Source organism: Streptosporangium sp. H16, from assembly GCF_051918855.1.
Classification (GTDB): domain Bacteria; phylum Actinomycetota; class Actinomycetes; order Streptosporangiales; family Streptosporangiaceae; genus Streptosporangium.
The window spans coordinates 230,052-246,061 of record NZ_JBPXMD010000008.1; the positions used below are offsets into that span (position 1 = coordinate 230,052).

Below are 16,010 nucleotides of genomic sequence, written 5' to 3' on the forward strand. Positions count from 1 at the left end.
TTCGACGCCCCCGGCGAGCGCCGCGGGGCGTGATCGCCGCCGCGAGGATCGGCGTCGCGGCCGGCACCGCGTCACGCTGGTCGGCACCGCGTCATGTTGATCGGTGTCACGGCCGGCACCGTGTCACGTCGATCGGTGTCGCGGCAGGCACCGCGCCGTGTCGAGCGGCGAGCCAGGAACACACACCGAGCTCCTCCGGCCCGCAGTTCCCCTACCGGCCGGGGAGAGGGGGAGACAACATGACGGCCCAGTTCCCTGTCGCGCGCCCGCGCAGGCTCCGCCGTACGGCACCGATGCGCCGGATGGTGGCCGGAACCCGGCTGCACCCGGCGGAGCTGGTGCTTCCGATGTTCGTGAAGGAGGGCATCGCCGAGCCGAACCCGATCGGCTCGATGCCCGGGGTGTTTCAGCACACCCGCGACTCGCTGCGCAAGGCCGCCCACGAGGCCGCCGAGGCCGGGGTCGGCGGGCTGATCCTGTTCGGCGTCCCCGCGGTGAAGGACAGCCGAGGGTCGGCCGCCGACGACCCGGAGGGAATCGTCCAGCTCGCCGTCGCCGATCTGGTCGCCGACGTGGGCGACACGCTGGTGGTGATGACCGACACCTGCCTGGACGAGTTCACCGACCACGGGCACTGCGGCATCCTCACCCCGGACGGGGAGGTCGACAACGACGCCACCCTGGAGCGCTACGCGGCCTCGGCGGTGGCCCAGGCGCGGGCCGGGTCGCAGGTCATCGCGCCGAGCGGCATGATGGACGGCCAGGTCGCGGCGATCAGGGCGGCCCTGGACGGCGACGGCTTCGAGCAGATCCCGATCCTGGCGTACTCGGCCAAGTACGCCTCGGCGTTCTACGGCCCGTTCCGCGAGGCGGCCGAGTGCGCTCCCCAGTTCGGCGACCGCAACGCCTACCAGCAGGACGCGGCGGGACCGGTCGGCGAGGCGCTGCGCGAGGTGCGGCTGGACCTCGACGAGGGCGCCGACGCCGTCATGGTCAAGCCCGCGCTGGCCTACCTCGACATCCTGCGCCAGGTGCGCGACGCCGTGGACGTGCCGGTGGCGGCGTACCAGGTCAGCGGTGAGTACGCCATGGTCGAGGCCGCGGCGGCGAACGGCTGGATCGACCGGGACCGGGCGATCATGGAGTCGCTGGTCGCGATCCGCAGGGCGGGGGCCGACATGATCCTCACCTACTGGGCGACCGAGGTGGCCGCGAAACTGAGATGAGACCGACGGCACGTGCCGAGAACTGGAGGTTCGTCGCTTGGTGGAGAAGCGTGTGCGTTAGAGTGCGATAACCGGTGCGGATGTGTCCCAGGTGGCGTAGACCCTGGGTATTTGACGTTCTTCACTGACCAGAGTGTGGACAGGTCGATCGCATCCGGGTGACACGCGGGATGCGCGGACGACGGAGGACACAATGGTCGGGGTACCGATGGTTCGTCGAAGTAGACGGCATGCTCATTCGAAGCAGATGATCAATTCTGTGCTGGAGTACGCCGCGCTGGGCTGGGCGAGCTGTCCCGGCGCGAGGCCGCTGAAGGGCGGTTCGCGCTCCTGCTCGTGCGACCGGGTCGGCTGTCCCGACCCGGGAGCCCACCCGCTCTCGCGGGCCTGGCAGATGCAGGCCACCACCGACCCCACTCTGCTCACCAACTGGTGGCGGTACGAGCCCGAGGCGAACGTGGTCCTTCCCACGGGGCGGGTGTTCGACGTCTTCGACGTACCGCTCGCCGCGGGGCGCACCACCCTCGCGAACATGGACTCCGCGGGAGCCACCTCAGGCCCGGTCGCCGTCAACGGCGACCGGGCCCTGTTCTTCGTGGCCACCAGGAACGCCTCCGACGACGAGGACGAGTGGTGGACCTGCGCCCTCGACTTCGGCCCGTCCACCATCGACGAGATGCCCGGCCTGCGCTGGCACTGCCGCGACAGCTACGTCCTCGCCCCGCCCTCGCTGCTGCCGACCGGCGGGTCCGGCTCGTGGCTGCGCCCGCCCGACGGGCGCCCGCTGCCCGACCCTCTGCGCGTCCTCGACTGGCTCGCCGACACCTGCGAGTGAGCCGTCGCCCGTGAGGCGGACATCACTCGTGAGGCGGACGTCACTCGTGAGCGGTGATCATCCGTGAGTGAGTCGGAAGGCGCCCGTCCACGATGTCCCACCGTCCTGCGGCGGATGCCCCGTTCCGGTGAAGACCGGGGCGGACCCGTATGGGACGGGCAGAGCTCCGTCTCACGGTGACTAACCTGTAGGGCGTGAGCCGTACTGATAACTCCGAGGCCCTGTTCGCCCGCGCACGCGAGATCGTCCCCGGGGGCGTCAACTCCCCGGTCCGAGCCTTCGGCGCCGTCGGCGGGACGCCGCGCTTCATGACCTCGGGGCAGGGCCCCTACATCACCGACGTCGACGGCAACCGCTACGTCGACCTGGTCTGCTCGTGGGGGCCGATGATCCTCGGCCACCGGCACCCCGCCGTGATCGAGGCCCTGCAGGAGGCGCTGCGCGACGGCACCTCGTTCGGTACGGCGACCCCCGGTGAGGTCGAGCTCGCCGAGGAGATCGTCGCCCGGGTGGAGCCGGTGGAGAAGGTCCGCCTGGTCAGCTCCGGTACCGAGGCCACCATGTCCGCCGTGCGGCTGGCCCGCGGGTTCACCGGCCGATCCAAGATCGTGAAGTTCGCGGGCTGCTACCACGGCCACGTCGACGCCCTGCTCGCCTCGGCCGGTTCCGGTGTGGTGACCTTCGGCCTGCCCGACACCCCCGGCGTGACCGGCGCCTCGGCCGCCGACACCGTGGTGCTGCCGTACAACTCGGTCGAGGCGGTCACGGAGGCCTTCCAGACCTTCGGCGCCGACATCGCGTGCGTGATCACCGAGGCGTGCCCGGCCAACATGGGCGTCGTCCCGCCGCTCGACGGGTTCAACGCCACGCTGCGCGAGCTGTGCACGGCGCACGGCGCGCTGCTGATCGTCGACGAGGTGCTCACCGGTTTCAGGGTGTCGGAGTCCGGCTGGTACGGGCTCGACCCGGTCGACGCCGACCTCATGACCTTCGGGAAGGTCATGGGCGGCGGCCTGCCCGCCGCCGCGTTCGGCGGGCGCGCCGATGTGATGGCCCACCTCGCGCCGGAGGGGCCGGTCTACCAGGCGGGCACCCTGTCGGGGAACCCGCTGGCCTGCGCGGCCGGCCTGGCCACCCTGCGCGCCTGCGACGAGGGGGTCTACGACCGGGTCGACGCCGCGGCACTGGTCATCGGCCGCGCCGCCGCCGACGCCCTGTCCGCGGCCGGGGTGCCGCACCGCCTGCAGCGCGCCGGGAGCCTGTTCTCGATCTTCTTCACCGACGAGCGGGTCACCGACTTCGCCACCGCCCAGAAGCAGGACACCGCCGCCTACCGGGCGTTCTTCCACGCGATGCTCGACCAGGGCGTCTACCTGCCGCCGTCGGCGTACGAGGCGTGGTTCCTGTCTTCGGCCCACGACGACGAGGCGCTCTCCCGTATCGCCGAGGCTCTTCCGGTCGCCGCCAAGGCCGCCGCTTCTGTTTCCGGTTAGCGGTGCGAGTGTTCGTTTAAAGCGGGTTGGATGGCTCGTGCTTTGGTAGGCGCGCGCTCCGGTGGGTGGGTGCTCCGGGCGGCCGTCGTTGGTGGCGGCTCCGGTGTGTCAGGCCTCCGGCCTGGCGGGCGCGCTGGTTACGGATTTTTATAAGCCGCCCGGAACACCCACCCACCTCCGCACACGACCCGTCTCGCCGTATGCCGTGTAGACCGTAGTCGCTTTCTTGCGGGCCGCCCAGTGTGCTCTGGGACGCTGAAGCAATCCGTACGGGGCCGTTTTCGGGGTTGTTCGCCGTAGCTGAAGCGCCGGTGCGGGAAGGAGCGCAGGGGGCTCATCGTGATTGCATCGGGCTCGTCGTGGTTCGCTGTCGGCTGGTTGGCGTGCTGCGGCTTGTCGGTGCTGGTCACGGCTTGGCGCAGGGATCGGACCGCCACTGTGACCGAAGGAGGGGTACGCCTCGAAAGAGGAGCTTCGGCCAAGTGGGTCAGTTGGGGAGGGAACCGGGTTCGTCGGTTCTGTTGGTTTCGTTGGCTGGTAGGCGGAACCAGACGGTGGTGCCCGCTTCGGGGCCGTGGTGGGTGCCCCAGGTGGTGGTCATGGCCTCGACCAGGAGCAGGCCGCGTCCGCCGTCGCTGTCGGGGGCGGCCGCGCGGACGAATGGCAGGCTGGTCGCCGAGCCGTCGTCGATCACTTCGGCGTGCACCATGCCGGCGCCCAGGCCGAGGCAGACCGTTACCGACCCCTCGGGCGCGTGTCCGGAGTCGGAGTGGACGACGGAGTTGGTCACGACCTCGCTGAGCAGCAGCACCACGTCGTCGAGGGCGGCGTCGGCGACTCTCCCGGTCAGCAGGTGTCGCGCCCAGGCGCGGACTGTCGCGACCGAGCAGGGGGTTCCCGCGAACTCGGCGTGACCCAGCGGGTGCAGCACGGCCCAGCGTTCCGAGGCCGTCCGCTGCCGCTCGTACCGGCAGGCGGCCTGGCAGGACGCGTTCACGCGATCGCCGCCGAGACGATGACGTCGGCCGCGTTGTCCGCCTCGGCCCACACCGCTTCGCCGGGCCGCCACACCCTGGCCCACCACGGGCGCCAGACGAACACCCACCCGCAGGCGCGGCGGACGACGGTGATGCGGACGCGGGTCTCGCTGCCGGACATGACCTCCAGGACCGGCTGCCCCGTTCGGGGAAGCACCAGCGATGTGCCCAGGCCCAGACCTCTCAGGTCCCAGCCGAGTCGCACCAGGTGAGTGAACTGCTCTTGCGGATCGTGCGCGCTCATGTCGCCGTCCTCCTGTCGTAAGCCACTGCTCGACGGATTACGCTCCGCAGTCATCCTGGACCGTTACAGTTAAAATCGCAATGCCAACCATTGGCATTCTCCTATTGAGGTTTCAATCTCTGGTTCACTCAGATGCCCTACGATCGCAACCGGCCACAAGGAGACGCAGCCATGACCGCCAGCAGGCAGAGCCCCACCGTTCGCCGCCGTCGCCTCTCGGGCGAGTTGCGACGCCTGCGCGAAGCGGCGAACATGACCGCCGACTCGGTCGCCGAACGTCTGGAATGGTCACGAGGCAAACTCAGCCGGATCGAGACCGCCCAGTGGCAACGGCCCAACCCTCGCGATGTCCGTGACCTGCTCGACGTCTACGGCGTCACCGATCCCGGCCAACGCGAAGCGATGATCACACTTGCCAGGGAGTCTCGCCAGCGCGGTTGGTGGACCGCCTACAAAGACGTGCTGGCCGGTAGTTACATCGATCTGGAAGCCGAAGCCTCGGCCATCTCGACCTTCGAACCTCTCGTGATCCCCGGCCTGCTACAGACTCCCGCGTACGCGGCGGAGATCACTCGTGCGGCACTGGTACGCGACCCCGCTGAGGTCGAACGACGCGTCACGCTGAGACTGGAGCGACAGCGGCTCCTCACCCAACAGGACTCCCCCCGCTTCTGGGTCGTCATCGACGAAGCCGCCCTCGTCCGTCCTCTCAGCTCACCTCTCGTTTTCCGCGAACAACTTCAGCGGCTCATCGACACCGAGCCCTTGGAACACGTCACCATCCAGGTGTTGCCGCTTGCCGCCGGTCTGCACGCGGGCATGGCAGGTCAGTTCGTCATCATGGAATTTCCCGAGGATCCGAAGATCGTCTACGTGGAGACCGGCACCGATGGTCTCTATCTGGAAAAGCCGGCCGAACTTGCCCGATATACACTGATTTTCCAGCACCTGTGTGCGGCGGCTCTTGCTCCCGACACATCCCTCGCCTACCTGTCCGACATGCTCGACACGTTGAAGTGAGGTCACTTCATGGACTTCCCCCAAGCCAACTGGCGGAAGAGTTCACGTAGTCAGGGAACGACGGACAACTGCGTCGAGGTCGCCTTCGTCTCGGAACTGGTCGCCGTCCGCGACTCCAAGGACCCCGGTGGCGCCACACTTGTCTTCTCGCCGAGTGACTGGACCGCCTTCCTCGGCCGCGTCAAAACTGGAGACTTCGACACACGCCCCTGACCACGTGATCGGTCAGAGGAGGTTTCCAAGTGCGGGGAGGGCGAGCGGATGTCCCAGCGCTACCTGGCCAATGCCGTATGGCGCAAGAGCAGTCTCAGCGGCAACGGCGGCGCCGACTGCGTTGAGGTCGCCACCGATTTTCCCGGCATCGTGGCCGTTCGCGACAGCGAAGATCCCTCAGGTCCGGTGCTGGGCTTTTCCTCTGACGGCTGGCGAGCCTTCGTGGGAGGCGTCAAGGGTGGCGAGTTCGACGGCCTGGGCTGAGCTGGGTGTCTATCTGGGCAGGTCTCCGAGGTCGATGGTGATCGGGAAGGGCACCGGGACGGTCAGCCGGTCGTGGTGGATGCCGGTGAGGGCGTACGCGTGGGTGGCGGGATCGAGCTCGTGGACGTGGACCACGGGGGAGCCGCCACTGTTCTCCACCCGCCAGAAGTGCGCGATGCCCGCTTCGGCGTAGCGGGAGGGCTTGGTCTTGCGGTCGCGGTCCTCGGACTCGGGGGAGACGACCTCGACGGCGAGGTGCGCCTCGCCGGGAGCGTAGAACGTCCGGTCGTCGTCATCGGCGGCCTTCGCGTCGATGGCCATGATGTCGGGGCAGAGGCGCGTTCGGTGGCCGAGCTTGACGTCCATTCGGGTCACTACCGCGATGTGCCCGGGAGCCCGCAGTTTCAGGCCGGTCGCCAGGTCTGCCAGGACGCGCTGGTGGAAACGCGTCTGGGGGGCGGCGAAGACGAGTGCCCCGTCGATCAGCTCGAAGAAGCCGGGCTCGCCGTCGGGGCCTTCGGAGAGGTGGTCGAGGTCGTCGGCGGTCCAGCCTTCCGGGGGCGGGGACGGCCAATGGTCGAAGGCGGCATCCATGCCGGTCACCGTAGCTTCCGGCTCCGTTGCCTGTCGGGGTGATTCACACTCTCTCCGCTTCCGGTGTCCTGTTCGTCAGGGCGGGCGTACGGGCGCGGGTGCTCGCGTAGAGGACGCCGGAGATGATCAGGGCGGCGGCGGCGAGTTTGGCGGGGGAGATCGGCTCCCCGGTGAACAGGGCGGCCGAGGACATGCCGAAGACCGGGACGAGCAGGGCGGACGGGGCGACCACCGAGGCGTCGTAGCGCTGGAGCAGGAAGCCCCAGATGCCGAAGCCGCCGAGGGTGGCGACCAGTGACACGTAGAGCACCGACAGGCCGCCCTCCACCGAGAACTCCAGCCGGGGAACCCCTTCGACCAGCAGGGACAGGGCCGTCATGGGGATGGCCGCGACCCCGCAGACCCAGACCATGAAGCGGAACGAGTCGGGCGGCGCGGCGTTCCTGACCGCGATGTTGCCCGCGCTCCAGAAGAACGCCGCGCCGACGACCAGCAGGAACGCGCCGATGGGGCCGCCGGTGCCCAGGTCGGCGGCGATCAGTGCCAGGCCGGCGAACGCGATCGCCATGCCGGTGATCCGCCGCCGGGTGAGCCGTTCCCTCAGCAGGGCGACCGCCAGGACGGCGGTGAAGACGGCCTGGACCTGGACGACGAGGGAGGTCAGCCCGGCGGGCATGCCCGCACGCATGCCCGTGAGCAGCAGGGCGTACTGGCCGATGCCGAGGGTCGCCCCGGCCACGAGCACCTTGCGCCAGGGCACCCCGGGGCCGCCGACGAGCAGTACGGCGGGGAAGGCGGCCAAAAGGAAGCGCAGCGCCACGTAGAGCAGCGGGGGAAAGTGCCGGAGTCCCGCTTCCATGACCACGAAGTTGAAGCCCCAGAGGGCGGTGAGGGCGACGGCGAGGAGGAAGTGCCGGATACGCATCCACCAATCGTCGTTTCCAACAATATTTCAGCACAAGTGAGACTTTCTGATTCATGTCGTTTAGGGTTGCTTACATGTTGGATCTCAACCGGCTCAAGGCCCTGCACGCGGTCTCCGTCTACGGTTCCGTGGGTGCCGCGGCCGAGGCGCTCATGGTGACCCCCTCCGCGGTCTCCCAGCAGCTGGCCAAGCTGGAGCGGGAGACCGGCGCGACCCTGCTGGAGCGCAACGGGCGCGGCGTGCGGCTGACCGACGCGGCCGGGCTGCTCGCCGACCACGCCGAGCGCATCCTCGCGCTGGTCGAGACGGCGGAGGCCGACTTCGAGGCGCTGCGCGGCGAGGTCGTGGGGCGGCTGAGCATCGGCGCCTTCCCCACGGCGGCCCGGGGCCTGATGCCCGCCGCGCTCGCCCTGCTGCGCACGCGCCACCCCGACCTTCGCCTCCAGCTCATGGAGCGCGAGCCGGAGCGGCAGGTCCGCGAGGTGGCCAGGGGCGAGCTCGACCTCGCGGTGATCCAGGACTGGATGAACCGCCCGGTGGCGATCCCCGAGGGGCTGTCCCGGGCCACGCTCTTCGACGACATCGCCGACGTGATCCTGCCCGCGTCCCACCCGCTGGCGGATCGTCCCGAGATCGAGCTCGCCGAGCTGTCCGGGGAGCAGTGGATCAGCTCCTCGCCCGGCACGGTCTGCCACGACTGGCTGGTCTACACGCTGCGCTCGGCCGAGCTGGAGCCGGACATCACCTGCATGGCGGACGAGTATCCGACCCAGATGGCCCTCGTCGCGGCGGGGCAGGGATGCGCCATCATTCCCCGGCTGGGCCGCGACTTCGTCCCGCCGGGGGTGCGGGTCGTCCCGATCCGGTCGCGCCCGACGCGCAGGATCTACGCGCTCTGGCGGAGTGACGCCGCCCGCCGCCCGGCCATCCGGGCCGCGGTCGAGGCGCTGAAGGCCGTCTCCGCCGACTTCCGCGGCCCCGTCTCCGAGCCCGTCGGGCCGGTGGCGACTCCGGCGATGGCCTCCCCGGCGACCTCGACGGTCGAGGGTGACGGCTCCGGCGGCTTCTGAGCCCGGCACCCGCGCCCGGTGACTCGTGCCGGAAGGGCAGGACCAGGCCCCCGCGGCGGCGAGGTCAGGAGGCCAGGGCGCGGACGCCTGCTTGCTCATCAGGTTCCAGCAGGCGTGGGCGACGGCGGAGGAGAGGACGAGGGCGAGCGCGAGCGCGAGGGGGCTCACGCGGTGACCCTGTCCTGCCCCATCCGACCCGGGTGGCCCACCTGCCCGGCCACCAACCCGTACTTGTCGGTAGGCTGGCGACACCATGCCTGAGACCACCGTCGTTCACCTCCTGCGCCACGGTGAGGTGCACAATCCCGCCAACGTCCTGTACGGCAGGCTTCCCGACTACCACCTCTCCGACAACGGCCGGCAGATGGCCGAGACGGTGGCCAAGACGGTCGCCGGACGGGACGTCACCGCGCTGTTCTCCTCGCCGCTGGAGCGTGCCCAGGAGACGGCGGCGCCGCTCGCCGCGACCTTCGGCCTGGACGTCACGGTCGACGAGCGGCTCATCGAGGCCGAGAACATCTTCGAGGGCCTCTCCCTCGGCAGGGGTGACGGTCTCTTCCGCAACCCGCGCTTCTACCGTTACCTGTGGAACCCGCTCCGCCCCTCCTGGGGGGAGCGCTACACCCACCTGGTCAGCCGGATGAGGGCCGCGATCGAGACCGCCCGCGACGCGGCGCGCGGCCATGAAGCGATCATGGTCAGCCACCAGCTCCCGATCTGGACCATCAGGCTCGCCGCCGAGGGCAGGCGCCTGCCGCACGATCCGCGCCGCAGGCAGTGCGGCCTCGCCAGCCTCACGAGCTTCTCCTTCGAGGGAAACCGTCTGATCGGCGTCGGATACAGCGAGCCCGCGGCGGCGCTCGTCAAACGCCCCACTGTGCCGGGCGCCTGACCTCGCCGGTACAGTGATTGCTCTACCGGTTGTAGTACAGGGAGCCTCCGTCACCCATGCGCGCACAATCCTTCGCCGCCGCCGCGCTGCTCGTCGCCGTGGCCGGATGCGCCGGAACCCAGGGATCGCAGCCGCAGACCGGCGACACCCGCTTCGTGGCCGGTGACGGCAAGATCACCCTGTTCCAGGCCGCGGACCGCAAGGTCGCCCCGAAGGTGGAGGGGGAGACCCTCGACGGGGGCACCGCGACCCTCGCGGCCCACAAGGGCAAGATCGTGGTGCTCAACTTCTGGGCCTCCTGGTGCGCGCCCTGCCGGGCCGAGGCGCCGGTGCTCAAGGACATCTCCGCGAAGACGAAGGCCGACGGCGTGGAGTTCCTCGGCATCGACTTCAAGGACCGCAAGGCCGACGCGCTCGCGTTCGAGCGCAGCCACCAGTCCGGTTACCCGAGCATCTTCGACCAGCCGGGCAAGGTCGCGCTCTCCTTCCAGGGCACGGTCCCGCCCGCCGCCATCCCCTCCACCCTGATCATCGACCGCCAGGGCCGGATCGCCGCCAGGGCCCTGGGCGCGGTCAAGTACAGCGACCTCCTCGCCGCCGTGACCAAGGTCCGCGATGAGGGATAACGGCTCCGGGCGACGGCCGGGCCCGCGATGAACGCCGACCTCGTGGGCACCGTCGCGAGCGGCTCGCTGGCGCTGGCGCTGCCGATCGCGGTCGCGGCCGGGCTGGTGTCGTTCCTGTCGCCGTGCGTGCTGCCGCTGGTCCCCGGCTACCTGTCGTACGTGACCGGCATGAGCGCCGACCCCAGGCGGGGGCGCATGGTCGCGGGCATCGTGCTGTTCGTCCTGGGCTTCGCGACCGTGTTCGTGGCCGGGGGAGCGCTCTTCGGCGGCCTCGGCGCGGCCCTGTTCGGCAACGCCGCGATCATCACTCGGGTGCTGGGCGCCCTCACGATCGTGCTCGGCCTGGCGTTCATGGGGGTCGTCCCGGGTCTGCAGCGCGACTTCCGCATCCACCGGCTCCCGGCCGCCGGCCTGGCCGGGGCACCCCTGCTCGGCCTGGTGTTCGGCCTGGGCTGGACCCCCTGCATCGGCCCCACCCTCGGGGTCGTGCTCACCCTCGGCCTGAACGAGGGCAGCGCCGGTCGCGGCGCGATACTCGCCTTCGCGTACGCGCTCGGCCTCGGCCTGCCGTTCGTGGCGGCAGGGCTGGCGTACAGCAGGGCGCTGAGGACGTTCAAGGCGGTGCGCCGGCACTCGCAGCTGATCACGCGGGCGGGCGGCGTCATGCTGGTCGTCGTCGGCGTGCTGCTCGTCACCGGGCTCTGGGAGCAGCTCGTCGCGATGACGCAGGGCTGGGTCGGCGGATTCGAGCCGGTGATCTGATGGTGTCCGTCGACCCGAGGACGGGAGAGCGAGCGGTGAGCGAGACGCGGCGGCCCACGGGCTTCGGGGTCGTGGGGTGGGCGCGCTGGTTCTGGCGGACGCTCACCTCGATGCGGACCGCACTGATCCTGCTGTTCCTGTTCGCCCTGGGCTCCATCCCCGGCTCGATCTGGCCGCAGCGTGGCGTCTCCGACGCCAAGGTCTTCCAGTACTTCGAGGACAGCCCCCAGCTGGCCGAGTGGCTGGACAGGTTCTGGCTGTTCGACGTGTTCCGGGCGCCCTGGTTCGCCGCGATCTACCTTCTGCTGTTCGTGTCCCTGATCGGCTGTGTGCTCCCCCGCACCGCGACCCACCTGCGGGAGCTGCGCAGGAAGCCGCCCGCCGCGCCGCGCAACCTGAGCAGGCTGCCGCAGCACGCCTCCTTCGAGGCCGACCTGACCGTCGAGGAGGTCGCCAAGAGGCTGCGCGCCAGGCGGTTCCGGGTGACCACGGGGCCCGGCTGGGTCGCCGGGGAGAAGGGCTACCTGCGCGAGACCGGCAACCTGCTGTTCCACGTGGCCCTGCTCGGCCTGCTGGTCGCGGTCGGGGCCGGGGCGCTGTACGGCTACCGGGGCAACGTGCTGGTCGTGGAGGGCGAGGGGTTCGCCAACACGGTCGCCGCCTACGACCGCTACATGCCCGGCCAGCAGGTGAACGCCGAGTCGCTGGAGCCGTTCTCCTTCACCGTCGACGACTTCCAGGCGACCTACATCGCCAAGGGCGAGAAGGCCGGGCAGGCCCTCGACTACGAGGCCAGGCTCAAGGTCGAGGACGCCCCGGGCGCCGCCCCGCGCGACTACGTCCTGAAGGTCAACGAGCCGCTGGACGTCAACGGCACGCTGAGTTACCTGATCGACCACGGCTACGCGCCGACCTTCAGGATCACCGACGGCAAGGGCCAGGTCGCCTTCGACGGGCCGGTGCCCTGCCTGGTCGTCCAGCCCGCCACCTTCACCTCCGAGTGCGTGATCAAGGTTCCGGACGCGCAGCCCGAGCAGCTCGGCATCCTCGTGGGCTTCCTGCCGACGACCGTCCCGATGGGCGCCGAGTGGGTGTCGGTCTTCCCGGGTGCCGCCAACCCCACCGCCCAGGTGTACGGCGCCTTCGCCGGTGACCTGGGCCTGAAGGACGGCCGGCCGCAGTCGGTCTACGAGCTCGATCCGGCGAGTCTGAAGAAGATGAAGCCGCTGGTCATGAAGGCCGACCCGCTGGCGGTCGGCAAGAAGCTCACGCTCCCGAACGGCGCGGGCTCGATCGAGTTCACCGGCGTCAGGGAGTGGATCGCCCTGCAGATCACCCACGACCCGGGCCGGATGCCCGCGCTCGTGGCCTCGGTCCTCGCCGTCGTCGGTCTCGTGCTCACCCTGACCGTCCGCCGCCGCAGGGTGTGGGTGCGGCTCCACGAGGGCCGCGAGGTCGAGGCGGGTGGCCTCACGCGCACCGAGGGTGGCGATTTCAGCGAGGAGTTCACCGAGATCGTCTCCGCTTTGAACCCAGGAGTTTTGGACCCGGGAGTTCCCGATTCAGGAGTGAAGGATGTCCGCTGAGGTCGACGCCGGCCTCGCCACGTTGAGCGACCAGCTCATCCTGGCGACGGTGCTGCTCTACGTCTCCGCAATGATCGCTTATGCCCTCGACCTGGCCTTCGGCCGGTCAGCGGGTGCGTCGGCCCGTGCGGACCGGCCCGTTCTGGCCACCGTCGGCGGGGGCGCCGCCCCGGCCGGCACCGGCTCCGCCGCCGAGGGCGGTCCCGTGGAGAAGGCGCCGCCCGCCTGGGCGGTGTGGGCGGGACCGGTGGCCGTCGGGCTGAGCTGGCTCGGCTGGGCCGCCAACCTCGCCTCCCTCCTCACCCGAGGCCTGGCCGTGGACCGGTGGCCGTGGGGCAACATGTACGAGTTCGTGGTCGCGATGTGCTTCGCGGCGGTGAGCGCGTTCCTGTTCATGCAGCTCCGCTACCCGGTCCGCTTCCTGGGGGCGTTCGTCACGGTCGCGGCCGCGCTGGGGCTCGGGTTCGCCGTACGGTACCTGCACGTGCAGGCCGGTCCCGTGGTGCCCGCGCTGAACTCGTACTGGGTCGCGATCCACGTGTCCGCGGCCATCGTCGCCAGCGGGCTGTTCATCGTGGCCGGAGTCTCCGGCATCCTCTACCTGGTCAGGAAGGACACCGCGGTCCGGCTGCCGTCCCGGCGGGACCTGGAGCGGGTCGCGCACCGGGCCATCGTGATCGGCTTCCCGATCTGGACCTTCGCCGTCATCGCCGGGGCGCTCTGGGCGGACAAGGCGTGGGGCCGTTACTGGGGCTGGGACCCCAAGGAGATCTGGGCGTTCATCACCTGGATCGCCTATGCCGCGTATCTGCACGCCAGGGCCACCGCGGGCTGGAAGGGAAAGGCGGCCATGATCGTGCAGCTCGTCGCCTTCGCCTGCCTGCTGTTCAACCTGGTCGGAGTGAACATTTTCCTCGGGGGACTGCACTCCTACGCCGAGGTTCCCTGAGTTCCCGGCTGATTCCCGGCACCGCGATGATTCTCGATGCCGAGATTTCCCCGGGCCGAATTTTCACACCGGAATTTTCCGGCGCATTTCCACGCCGGGGTTCCCGCTGATTTCACGCCGGATTCCCGGCGGGTTTCGCACCGGAATTCCCGGCCGGGTGGCCGATCGGCAACACCGGCCACACCAGTCACCCCAGTCGTCACGGCCACACCGGCCGGTCGATCGCCGTCGGGAGAGGTCAGTCGTCGTCGCGCAGGCGGCGGTCGAGGTCCTTGAGGAAGTCGGGGTCGTCGTCGGGGCCCTTCGGGGCCTCGGCGCGCGGCGGCCTTTCCTCGGCCAGGAGCGATCGTGGCGCCCGGGGGCCGGTCGGCCGGCCGAGCAGCAGCCAGAAGGCTCCCCCGGCGATCGGCATCAGCACCACGATGAGCACCCAGAGAAGTTTGGGCAGGTTCCTGGACTCCTCGTCCGGCGTGGTGATGACGTCGAACAGGCAGTAAAGCCAGAAGGCGAGTATCGCCAGACCGACAAGCAGGGGCATGCCCGAACTGTAAGCCATCGTGAGGCCTGCTGCGGTCCGGCTCCGCGTTACGGATGACTGGCAAGGGTCCGACCCCGTACCGTGGACCCGTTGCCACTTCCCCAGGGGGTGTGATGGCACATTCGGGCGACAAGGGCCGCCATCGACGGCGGTGGTGGCAGCGGGGTCCGGCCACGCGTGCGGAGAGTGCCCTGCGGGAGGCTCCGCGTGAGGTCCCCCGCGAGGCCGAGCGCCGGGTCGGGACGGTCACGGCCCCGGTGGCCGACCGGCCGCAGTACACCTGGAAGGACTTCGAGCTCGACGACGAGAGCCCCCGGGCACAGCCCAACTCCCCCGACACCCCGGACCTGGGCGACGGCCTGCGCCACTGCGGGCGCCTGGAGCGCATCCTGCACCGCCAGTGGGACTCGAGGCGGGAGACACCGCCCCCCGAGGTCGTACGGGCGGTGGAGAGCCTGGCGAGGCTGCCCGACGGGCTGAAGGACAAGCTGGCCGACGGTCTCGACGGCATCTACGTCGGCGCGGGCGGGGTGCCCGACCTGGACGACATGGGATACCTGCGCGGCGCGCCGCTTCCCTCGGGCCGGGCGACGTGGGACGTGTGCGCGGGGGCGTACGGCGACCGCAAGATCGTGGTGGGAGACCGGCCCTCGCCCACCCCCGACGTGATGATGCACGAGGTCGGGCACGCCCTGGACGACGTGGACGCCCCCCACGGCGACTGGGTCTCCGACTCCCCGGAGTTCGCCGCCCTCTACGCCCAGTGTGTTCCCGCGCTGGCCTCGGGGTTCCATCTCCAGTCGGGCGACCTGGGCCGCAAGGAGTTCTTCGCCGACGCCTTCGCCGCGATCGTCTCCCGGCAGCGCCCCGCGCTGGTCGACATGCTGGGCGGCGACACGCGAATGGCGCTCAACGTCATGTTGTTCTTCAACCGGCGCTACGGAATCTAGGTGATCTGGATGTACGTCGTCAGACTCGCTGACGGGACCCTGCGCGTGCCGCAGACCCTGGCCAGCGATGACGGGCGTCTGATCGGCAATGCCTACGTGGAGGTCTCTCCGGGGGATCCCGACTACGACCGCTGGCTGGCCGAGTCACTCACCGAGGAGGAGTGGGCCGAGCGGCGGCGGCGGTGGCTGGAGGAGAACGACGAGCTGGAGCGGGAGTTCCTGGCCTTCAAGGCCGAGCAGGAGACCTGAGGGGCTTCGAGGCCGCGGCGGGGGCCTGGGCCGGCTTCGAGGCCGGAGGCCTGGGCCGGGCGGGAGAGCCGGCACCGGGGAGATCAGGGCCGGGGCGCGCCGGGTGGTTCCGGACGCGGGGACGCGGCGGCGGGCCCGGCGGGGCGGGTGGCCCGGTGACGGGGGAGGTCACCGTCCGTGTCGTGTCGTACCTCACACGACTCCACGGTGACCCTGCGGCTTCCGGGTAAGGCGCGCAGGATCACCGATGGTGTGACGTCCTAAGTCGTCAGACGCGCGGGGACTCGCCTGCCGGCCGTTCGGCCGTCAAGACGTCCTCTCCACGCAGAAGGGCGTGCACTTCCGACTCGCGGAAACGCCGGTGCCCTCCGGGGGTACGGATGCTGCTGATACGGCCTGCCGCGGCCCAGCGTGTAACCGTCTTTGGGTCGACCCGGAAGAGGGCGGCAACCTCTCCGGGCGTCAGCAGACGCTCGCTGCTACTCTCCACAATCTCTCCCCCTCGCATCCCGCTTCCTGCCAGCGGGCGGACAGGTA

General features: G+C 70.2%; 20 protein-coding genes. 14 read left to right on the top strand and 6 right to left on the bottom strand.

Translation table 11 applies throughout. The features are described 5' to 3' along the window. Positions 1-239: 239 nt before the first annotated feature. From hemB to hemL, 3 genes are all read left to right on the top strand, one after another. A complete protein-coding gene (hemB, locus tag ACTOQ2_RS16235) occupies positions 240-1,226 on the top strand; it encodes a porphobilinogen synthase (RefSeq protein WP_440100383.1) in 987 nt (328 codons plus the stop codon). Between the two features lie 193 nt (positions 1,227-1,419). Continuing rightward, entirely contained in the window at positions 1,420-2,061 is a 642-nt protein-coding gene (locus ACTOQ2_RS16240) for a bifunctional DNA primase/polymerase (protein WP_440100384.1), read from the top strand. A 194-nt stretch (positions 2,062-2,255) separates the two neighbouring features. Next, the gene (hemL, locus tag ACTOQ2_RS16245) at positions 2,256-3,554 is read left to right on the top strand and encodes a glutamate-1-semialdehyde 2,1-aminomutase (RefSeq protein ID WP_440100385.1); all 1,299 of its coding nucleotides are present in this window, start codon (positions 2,256-2,258) and stop codon (positions 3,552-3,554) included. Between the two features lie 487 nt (positions 3,555-4,041). Here the strand turns inward: hemL and ACTOQ2_RS16250 are convergent, their stop codons facing one another. Both ACTOQ2_RS16250 and ACTOQ2_RS16255 read right to left on the bottom strand, forming a co-directional pair. Then, positions 4,042-4,551 (bottom strand): ATP-binding protein, encoded by a 510-nt coding sequence (locus tag ACTOQ2_RS16250; protein ID WP_440100386.1) that lies wholly within the window; start codon positions 4,549-4,551, stop codon positions 4,042-4,044. Continuing rightward, positions 4,548-4,835 (bottom strand): hypothetical protein, encoded by a 288-nt coding sequence (locus ACTOQ2_RS16255; protein ID WP_440100387.1) that lies wholly within the window; start codon positions 4,833-4,835, stop codon positions 4,548-4,550. Before ACTOQ2_RS16255 ends, ACTOQ2_RS16250 begins: the two co-directional genes overlap by 4 nt. Positions 4,836-5,006: 171 nt before the next feature. Between ACTOQ2_RS16255 and ACTOQ2_RS16260 the strand changes: the two genes are divergently transcribed. From ACTOQ2_RS16260 to ACTOQ2_RS16270, 3 genes are read left to right on the top strand one after another with little or no spacing between them, the layout of a single operon-like run. Next, entirely contained in the window at positions 5,007-5,855 is an 849-nt protein-coding gene (locus ACTOQ2_RS16260) for a helix-turn-helix domain-containing protein (protein WP_440100388.1), read from the top strand. 9 nt (positions 5,856-5,864) lie between these two features. Continuing rightward, on the top strand, positions 5,865-6,068 hold the full coding sequence (locus tag ACTOQ2_RS16265; RefSeq protein ID WP_440100389.1) for a DUF397 domain-containing protein: 204 nt from the start codon (positions 5,865-5,867) through the stop codon (positions 6,066-6,068). A gap of 48 nt (positions 6,069-6,116) precedes the next feature. After that, on the top strand, positions 6,117-6,332 hold the full coding sequence (locus tag ACTOQ2_RS16270; protein WP_440100390.1) for a DUF397 domain-containing protein: 216 nt from the start codon (positions 6,117-6,119) through the stop codon (positions 6,330-6,332). A 9-nt stretch (positions 6,333-6,341) separates the two neighbouring features. Here ACTOQ2_RS16270 and ACTOQ2_RS16275 read toward each other — a convergent pair whose 3' ends face one another. Next, on the bottom strand, positions 6,342-6,926 hold the full coding sequence (locus ACTOQ2_RS16275; protein ID WP_440100391.1) for a Uma2 family endonuclease: 585 nt from the start codon (positions 6,924-6,926) through the stop codon (positions 6,342-6,344). Positions 6,927-6,969: 43 nt separating this feature from the next. Further along, positions 6,970-7,851, bottom strand: a complete 882-nt coding sequence (locus ACTOQ2_RS16280) for an EamA family transporter (RefSeq protein WP_440100392.1) — start codon at positions 7,849-7,851, stop codon at positions 6,970-6,972. Positions 7,852-7,925: 74 nt separating this feature from the next. On the opposite strand from ACTOQ2_RS16280, the gene ACTOQ2_RS16285 reads away from it, so the two are divergent. From ACTOQ2_RS16285 to ccsA, 6 genes are all read left to right on the top strand, one after another. Next, entirely contained in the window at positions 7,926-8,921 is a 996-nt protein-coding gene (locus tag ACTOQ2_RS16285; protein WP_440100393.1) for a LysR family transcriptional regulator, read from the top strand. Positions 8,922-9,174: 253 nt separating this feature from the next. Further along, a complete protein-coding gene (locus ACTOQ2_RS16290) occupies positions 9,175-9,813 on the top strand; it encodes a histidine phosphatase family protein (protein ID WP_440067951.1) in 639 nt (212 codons plus the stop codon). Positions 9,814-9,869: 56 nt separating this feature from the next. After that, entirely contained in the window at positions 9,870-10,439 is a 570-nt protein-coding gene (locus ACTOQ2_RS16295) for a TlpA family protein disulfide reductase (protein WP_440083893.1), read from the top strand. A 27-nt stretch (positions 10,440-10,466) separates the two neighbouring features. After that, a complete protein-coding gene (locus ACTOQ2_RS16300; RefSeq protein WP_440100394.1) occupies positions 10,467-11,201 on the top strand; it encodes a cytochrome c biogenesis CcdA family protein in 735 nt (244 codons plus the stop codon). Positions 11,202-11,236: 35 nt separating this feature from the next. Further along, a complete protein-coding gene (resB, locus tag ACTOQ2_RS16305; protein WP_440100395.1) occupies positions 11,237-12,787 on the top strand; it encodes a cytochrome c biogenesis protein ResB in 1,551 nt (516 codons plus the stop codon). Continuing rightward, positions 12,777-13,736, top strand: coding sequence for a cytochrome c biogenesis protein CcsA (ccsA, locus tag ACTOQ2_RS16310; protein WP_440100396.1), 960 nt, complete (start codon positions 12,777-12,779; stop codon positions 13,734-13,736). Before resB ends, ccsA begins: the two co-directional genes overlap by 11 nt. A gap of 238 nt (positions 13,737-13,974) precedes the next feature. Here ccsA and ACTOQ2_RS16315 read toward each other — a convergent pair whose 3' ends face one another. After that, a complete protein-coding gene (locus ACTOQ2_RS16315) occupies positions 13,975-14,274 on the bottom strand; it encodes a PLD nuclease N-terminal domain-containing protein (RefSeq protein WP_440100397.1) in 300 nt (99 codons plus the stop codon). Between the two features lie 113 nt (positions 14,275-14,387). Here ACTOQ2_RS16315 and ACTOQ2_RS16320 point away from each other — a divergent pair, with 113 nt between their 5' ends. Together ACTOQ2_RS16320 and ACTOQ2_RS16325 are read left to right on the top strand one after the other, a co-directional pair. After that, entirely contained in the window at positions 14,388-15,224 is an 837-nt protein-coding gene (locus ACTOQ2_RS16320) for a hypothetical protein (RefSeq protein ID WP_440067962.1), read from the top strand. 9 nt (positions 15,225-15,233) lie between these two features. Further along, positions 15,234-15,473, top strand: coding sequence for a hypothetical protein (locus ACTOQ2_RS16325; protein WP_440067964.1), 240 nt, complete (start codon positions 15,234-15,236; stop codon positions 15,471-15,473). A gap of 268 nt (positions 15,474-15,741) precedes the next feature. Here the strand turns inward: ACTOQ2_RS16325 and ACTOQ2_RS16330 are convergent, their stop codons facing one another. After that, the gene (locus ACTOQ2_RS16330) at positions 15,742-15,981 is read right to left on the bottom strand and encodes a BldC family transcriptional regulator (protein WP_012887349.1); all 240 of its coding nucleotides are present in this window, start codon (positions 15,979-15,981) and stop codon (positions 15,742-15,744) included. Positions 15,982-16,010 lie beyond the last annotated feature (29 nt).

Coding starts and splice junctions, on each gene's coding strand:
- ACTOQ2_RS16240 (WP_440100384.1), top strand. CDS start 1,420: ATGGTCGGGGTACCGATGGTTCGTCGAAGTAGACGGCATGCTCATTCG.
- ACTOQ2_RS16255 (WP_440100387.1), bottom strand. CDS start 4,835: ATGAGCGCGCACGATCCGCAAGAGCAGTTCACTCACCTGGTGCGACTC.
- ccsA (WP_440100396.1), top strand. CDS start 12,777: ATGTCCGCTGAGGTCGACGCCGGCCTCGCCACGTTGAGCGACCAGCTC.
- ACTOQ2_RS16285 (WP_440100393.1), top strand. CDS start 7,926: ATGTTGGATCTCAACCGGCTCAAGGCCCTGCACGCGGTCTCCGTCTAC.
- ACTOQ2_RS16270 (WP_440100390.1), top strand. CDS start 6,117: ATGTCCCAGCGCTACCTGGCCAATGCCGTATGGCGCAAGAGCAGTCTC.
- ACTOQ2_RS16265 (WP_440100389.1), top strand. CDS start 5,865: ATGGACTTCCCCCAAGCCAACTGGCGGAAGAGTTCACGTAGTCAGGGA.
- ACTOQ2_RS16325 (WP_440067964.1), top strand. CDS start 15,234: ATGTACGTCGTCAGACTCGCTGACGGGACCCTGCGCGTGCCGCAGACC.
- ACTOQ2_RS16300 (WP_440100394.1), top strand. CDS start 10,467: ATGAACGCCGACCTCGTGGGCACCGTCGCGAGCGGCTCGCTGGCGCTG.
- ACTOQ2_RS16290 (WP_440067951.1), top strand. CDS start 9,175: ATGCCTGAGACCACCGTCGTTCACCTCCTGCGCCACGGTGAGGTGCAC.
- ACTOQ2_RS16275 (WP_440100391.1), bottom strand. CDS start 6,926: ATGGATGCCGCCTTCGACCATTGGCCGTCCCCGCCCCCGGAAGGCTGG.
- ACTOQ2_RS16315 (WP_440100397.1), bottom strand. CDS start 14,274: ATGCCCCTGCTTGTCGGTCTGGCGATACTCGCCTTCTGGCTTTACTGC.
- ACTOQ2_RS16330 (WP_012887349.1), bottom strand. CDS start 15,981: ATGCGAGGGGGAGAGATTGTGGAGAGTAGCAGCGAGCGTCTGCTGACG.
- ACTOQ2_RS16280 (WP_440100392.1), bottom strand. CDS start 7,851: ATGCGTATCCGGCACTTCCTCCTCGCCGTCGCCCTCACCGCCCTCTGG.
- ACTOQ2_RS16295 (WP_440083893.1), top strand. CDS start 9,870: ATGCGCGCACAATCCTTCGCCGCCGCCGCGCTGCTCGTCGCCGTGGCC.
- hemB (WP_440100383.1), top strand. CDS start 240: ATGACGGCCCAGTTCCCTGTCGCGCGCCCGCGCAGGCTCCGCCGTACG.
- ACTOQ2_RS16320 (WP_440067962.1), top strand. CDS start 14,388: ATGGCACATTCGGGCGACAAGGGCCGCCATCGACGGCGGTGGTGGCAG.
- ACTOQ2_RS16260 (WP_440100388.1), top strand. CDS start 5,007: ATGACCGCCAGCAGGCAGAGCCCCACCGTTCGCCGCCGTCGCCTCTCG.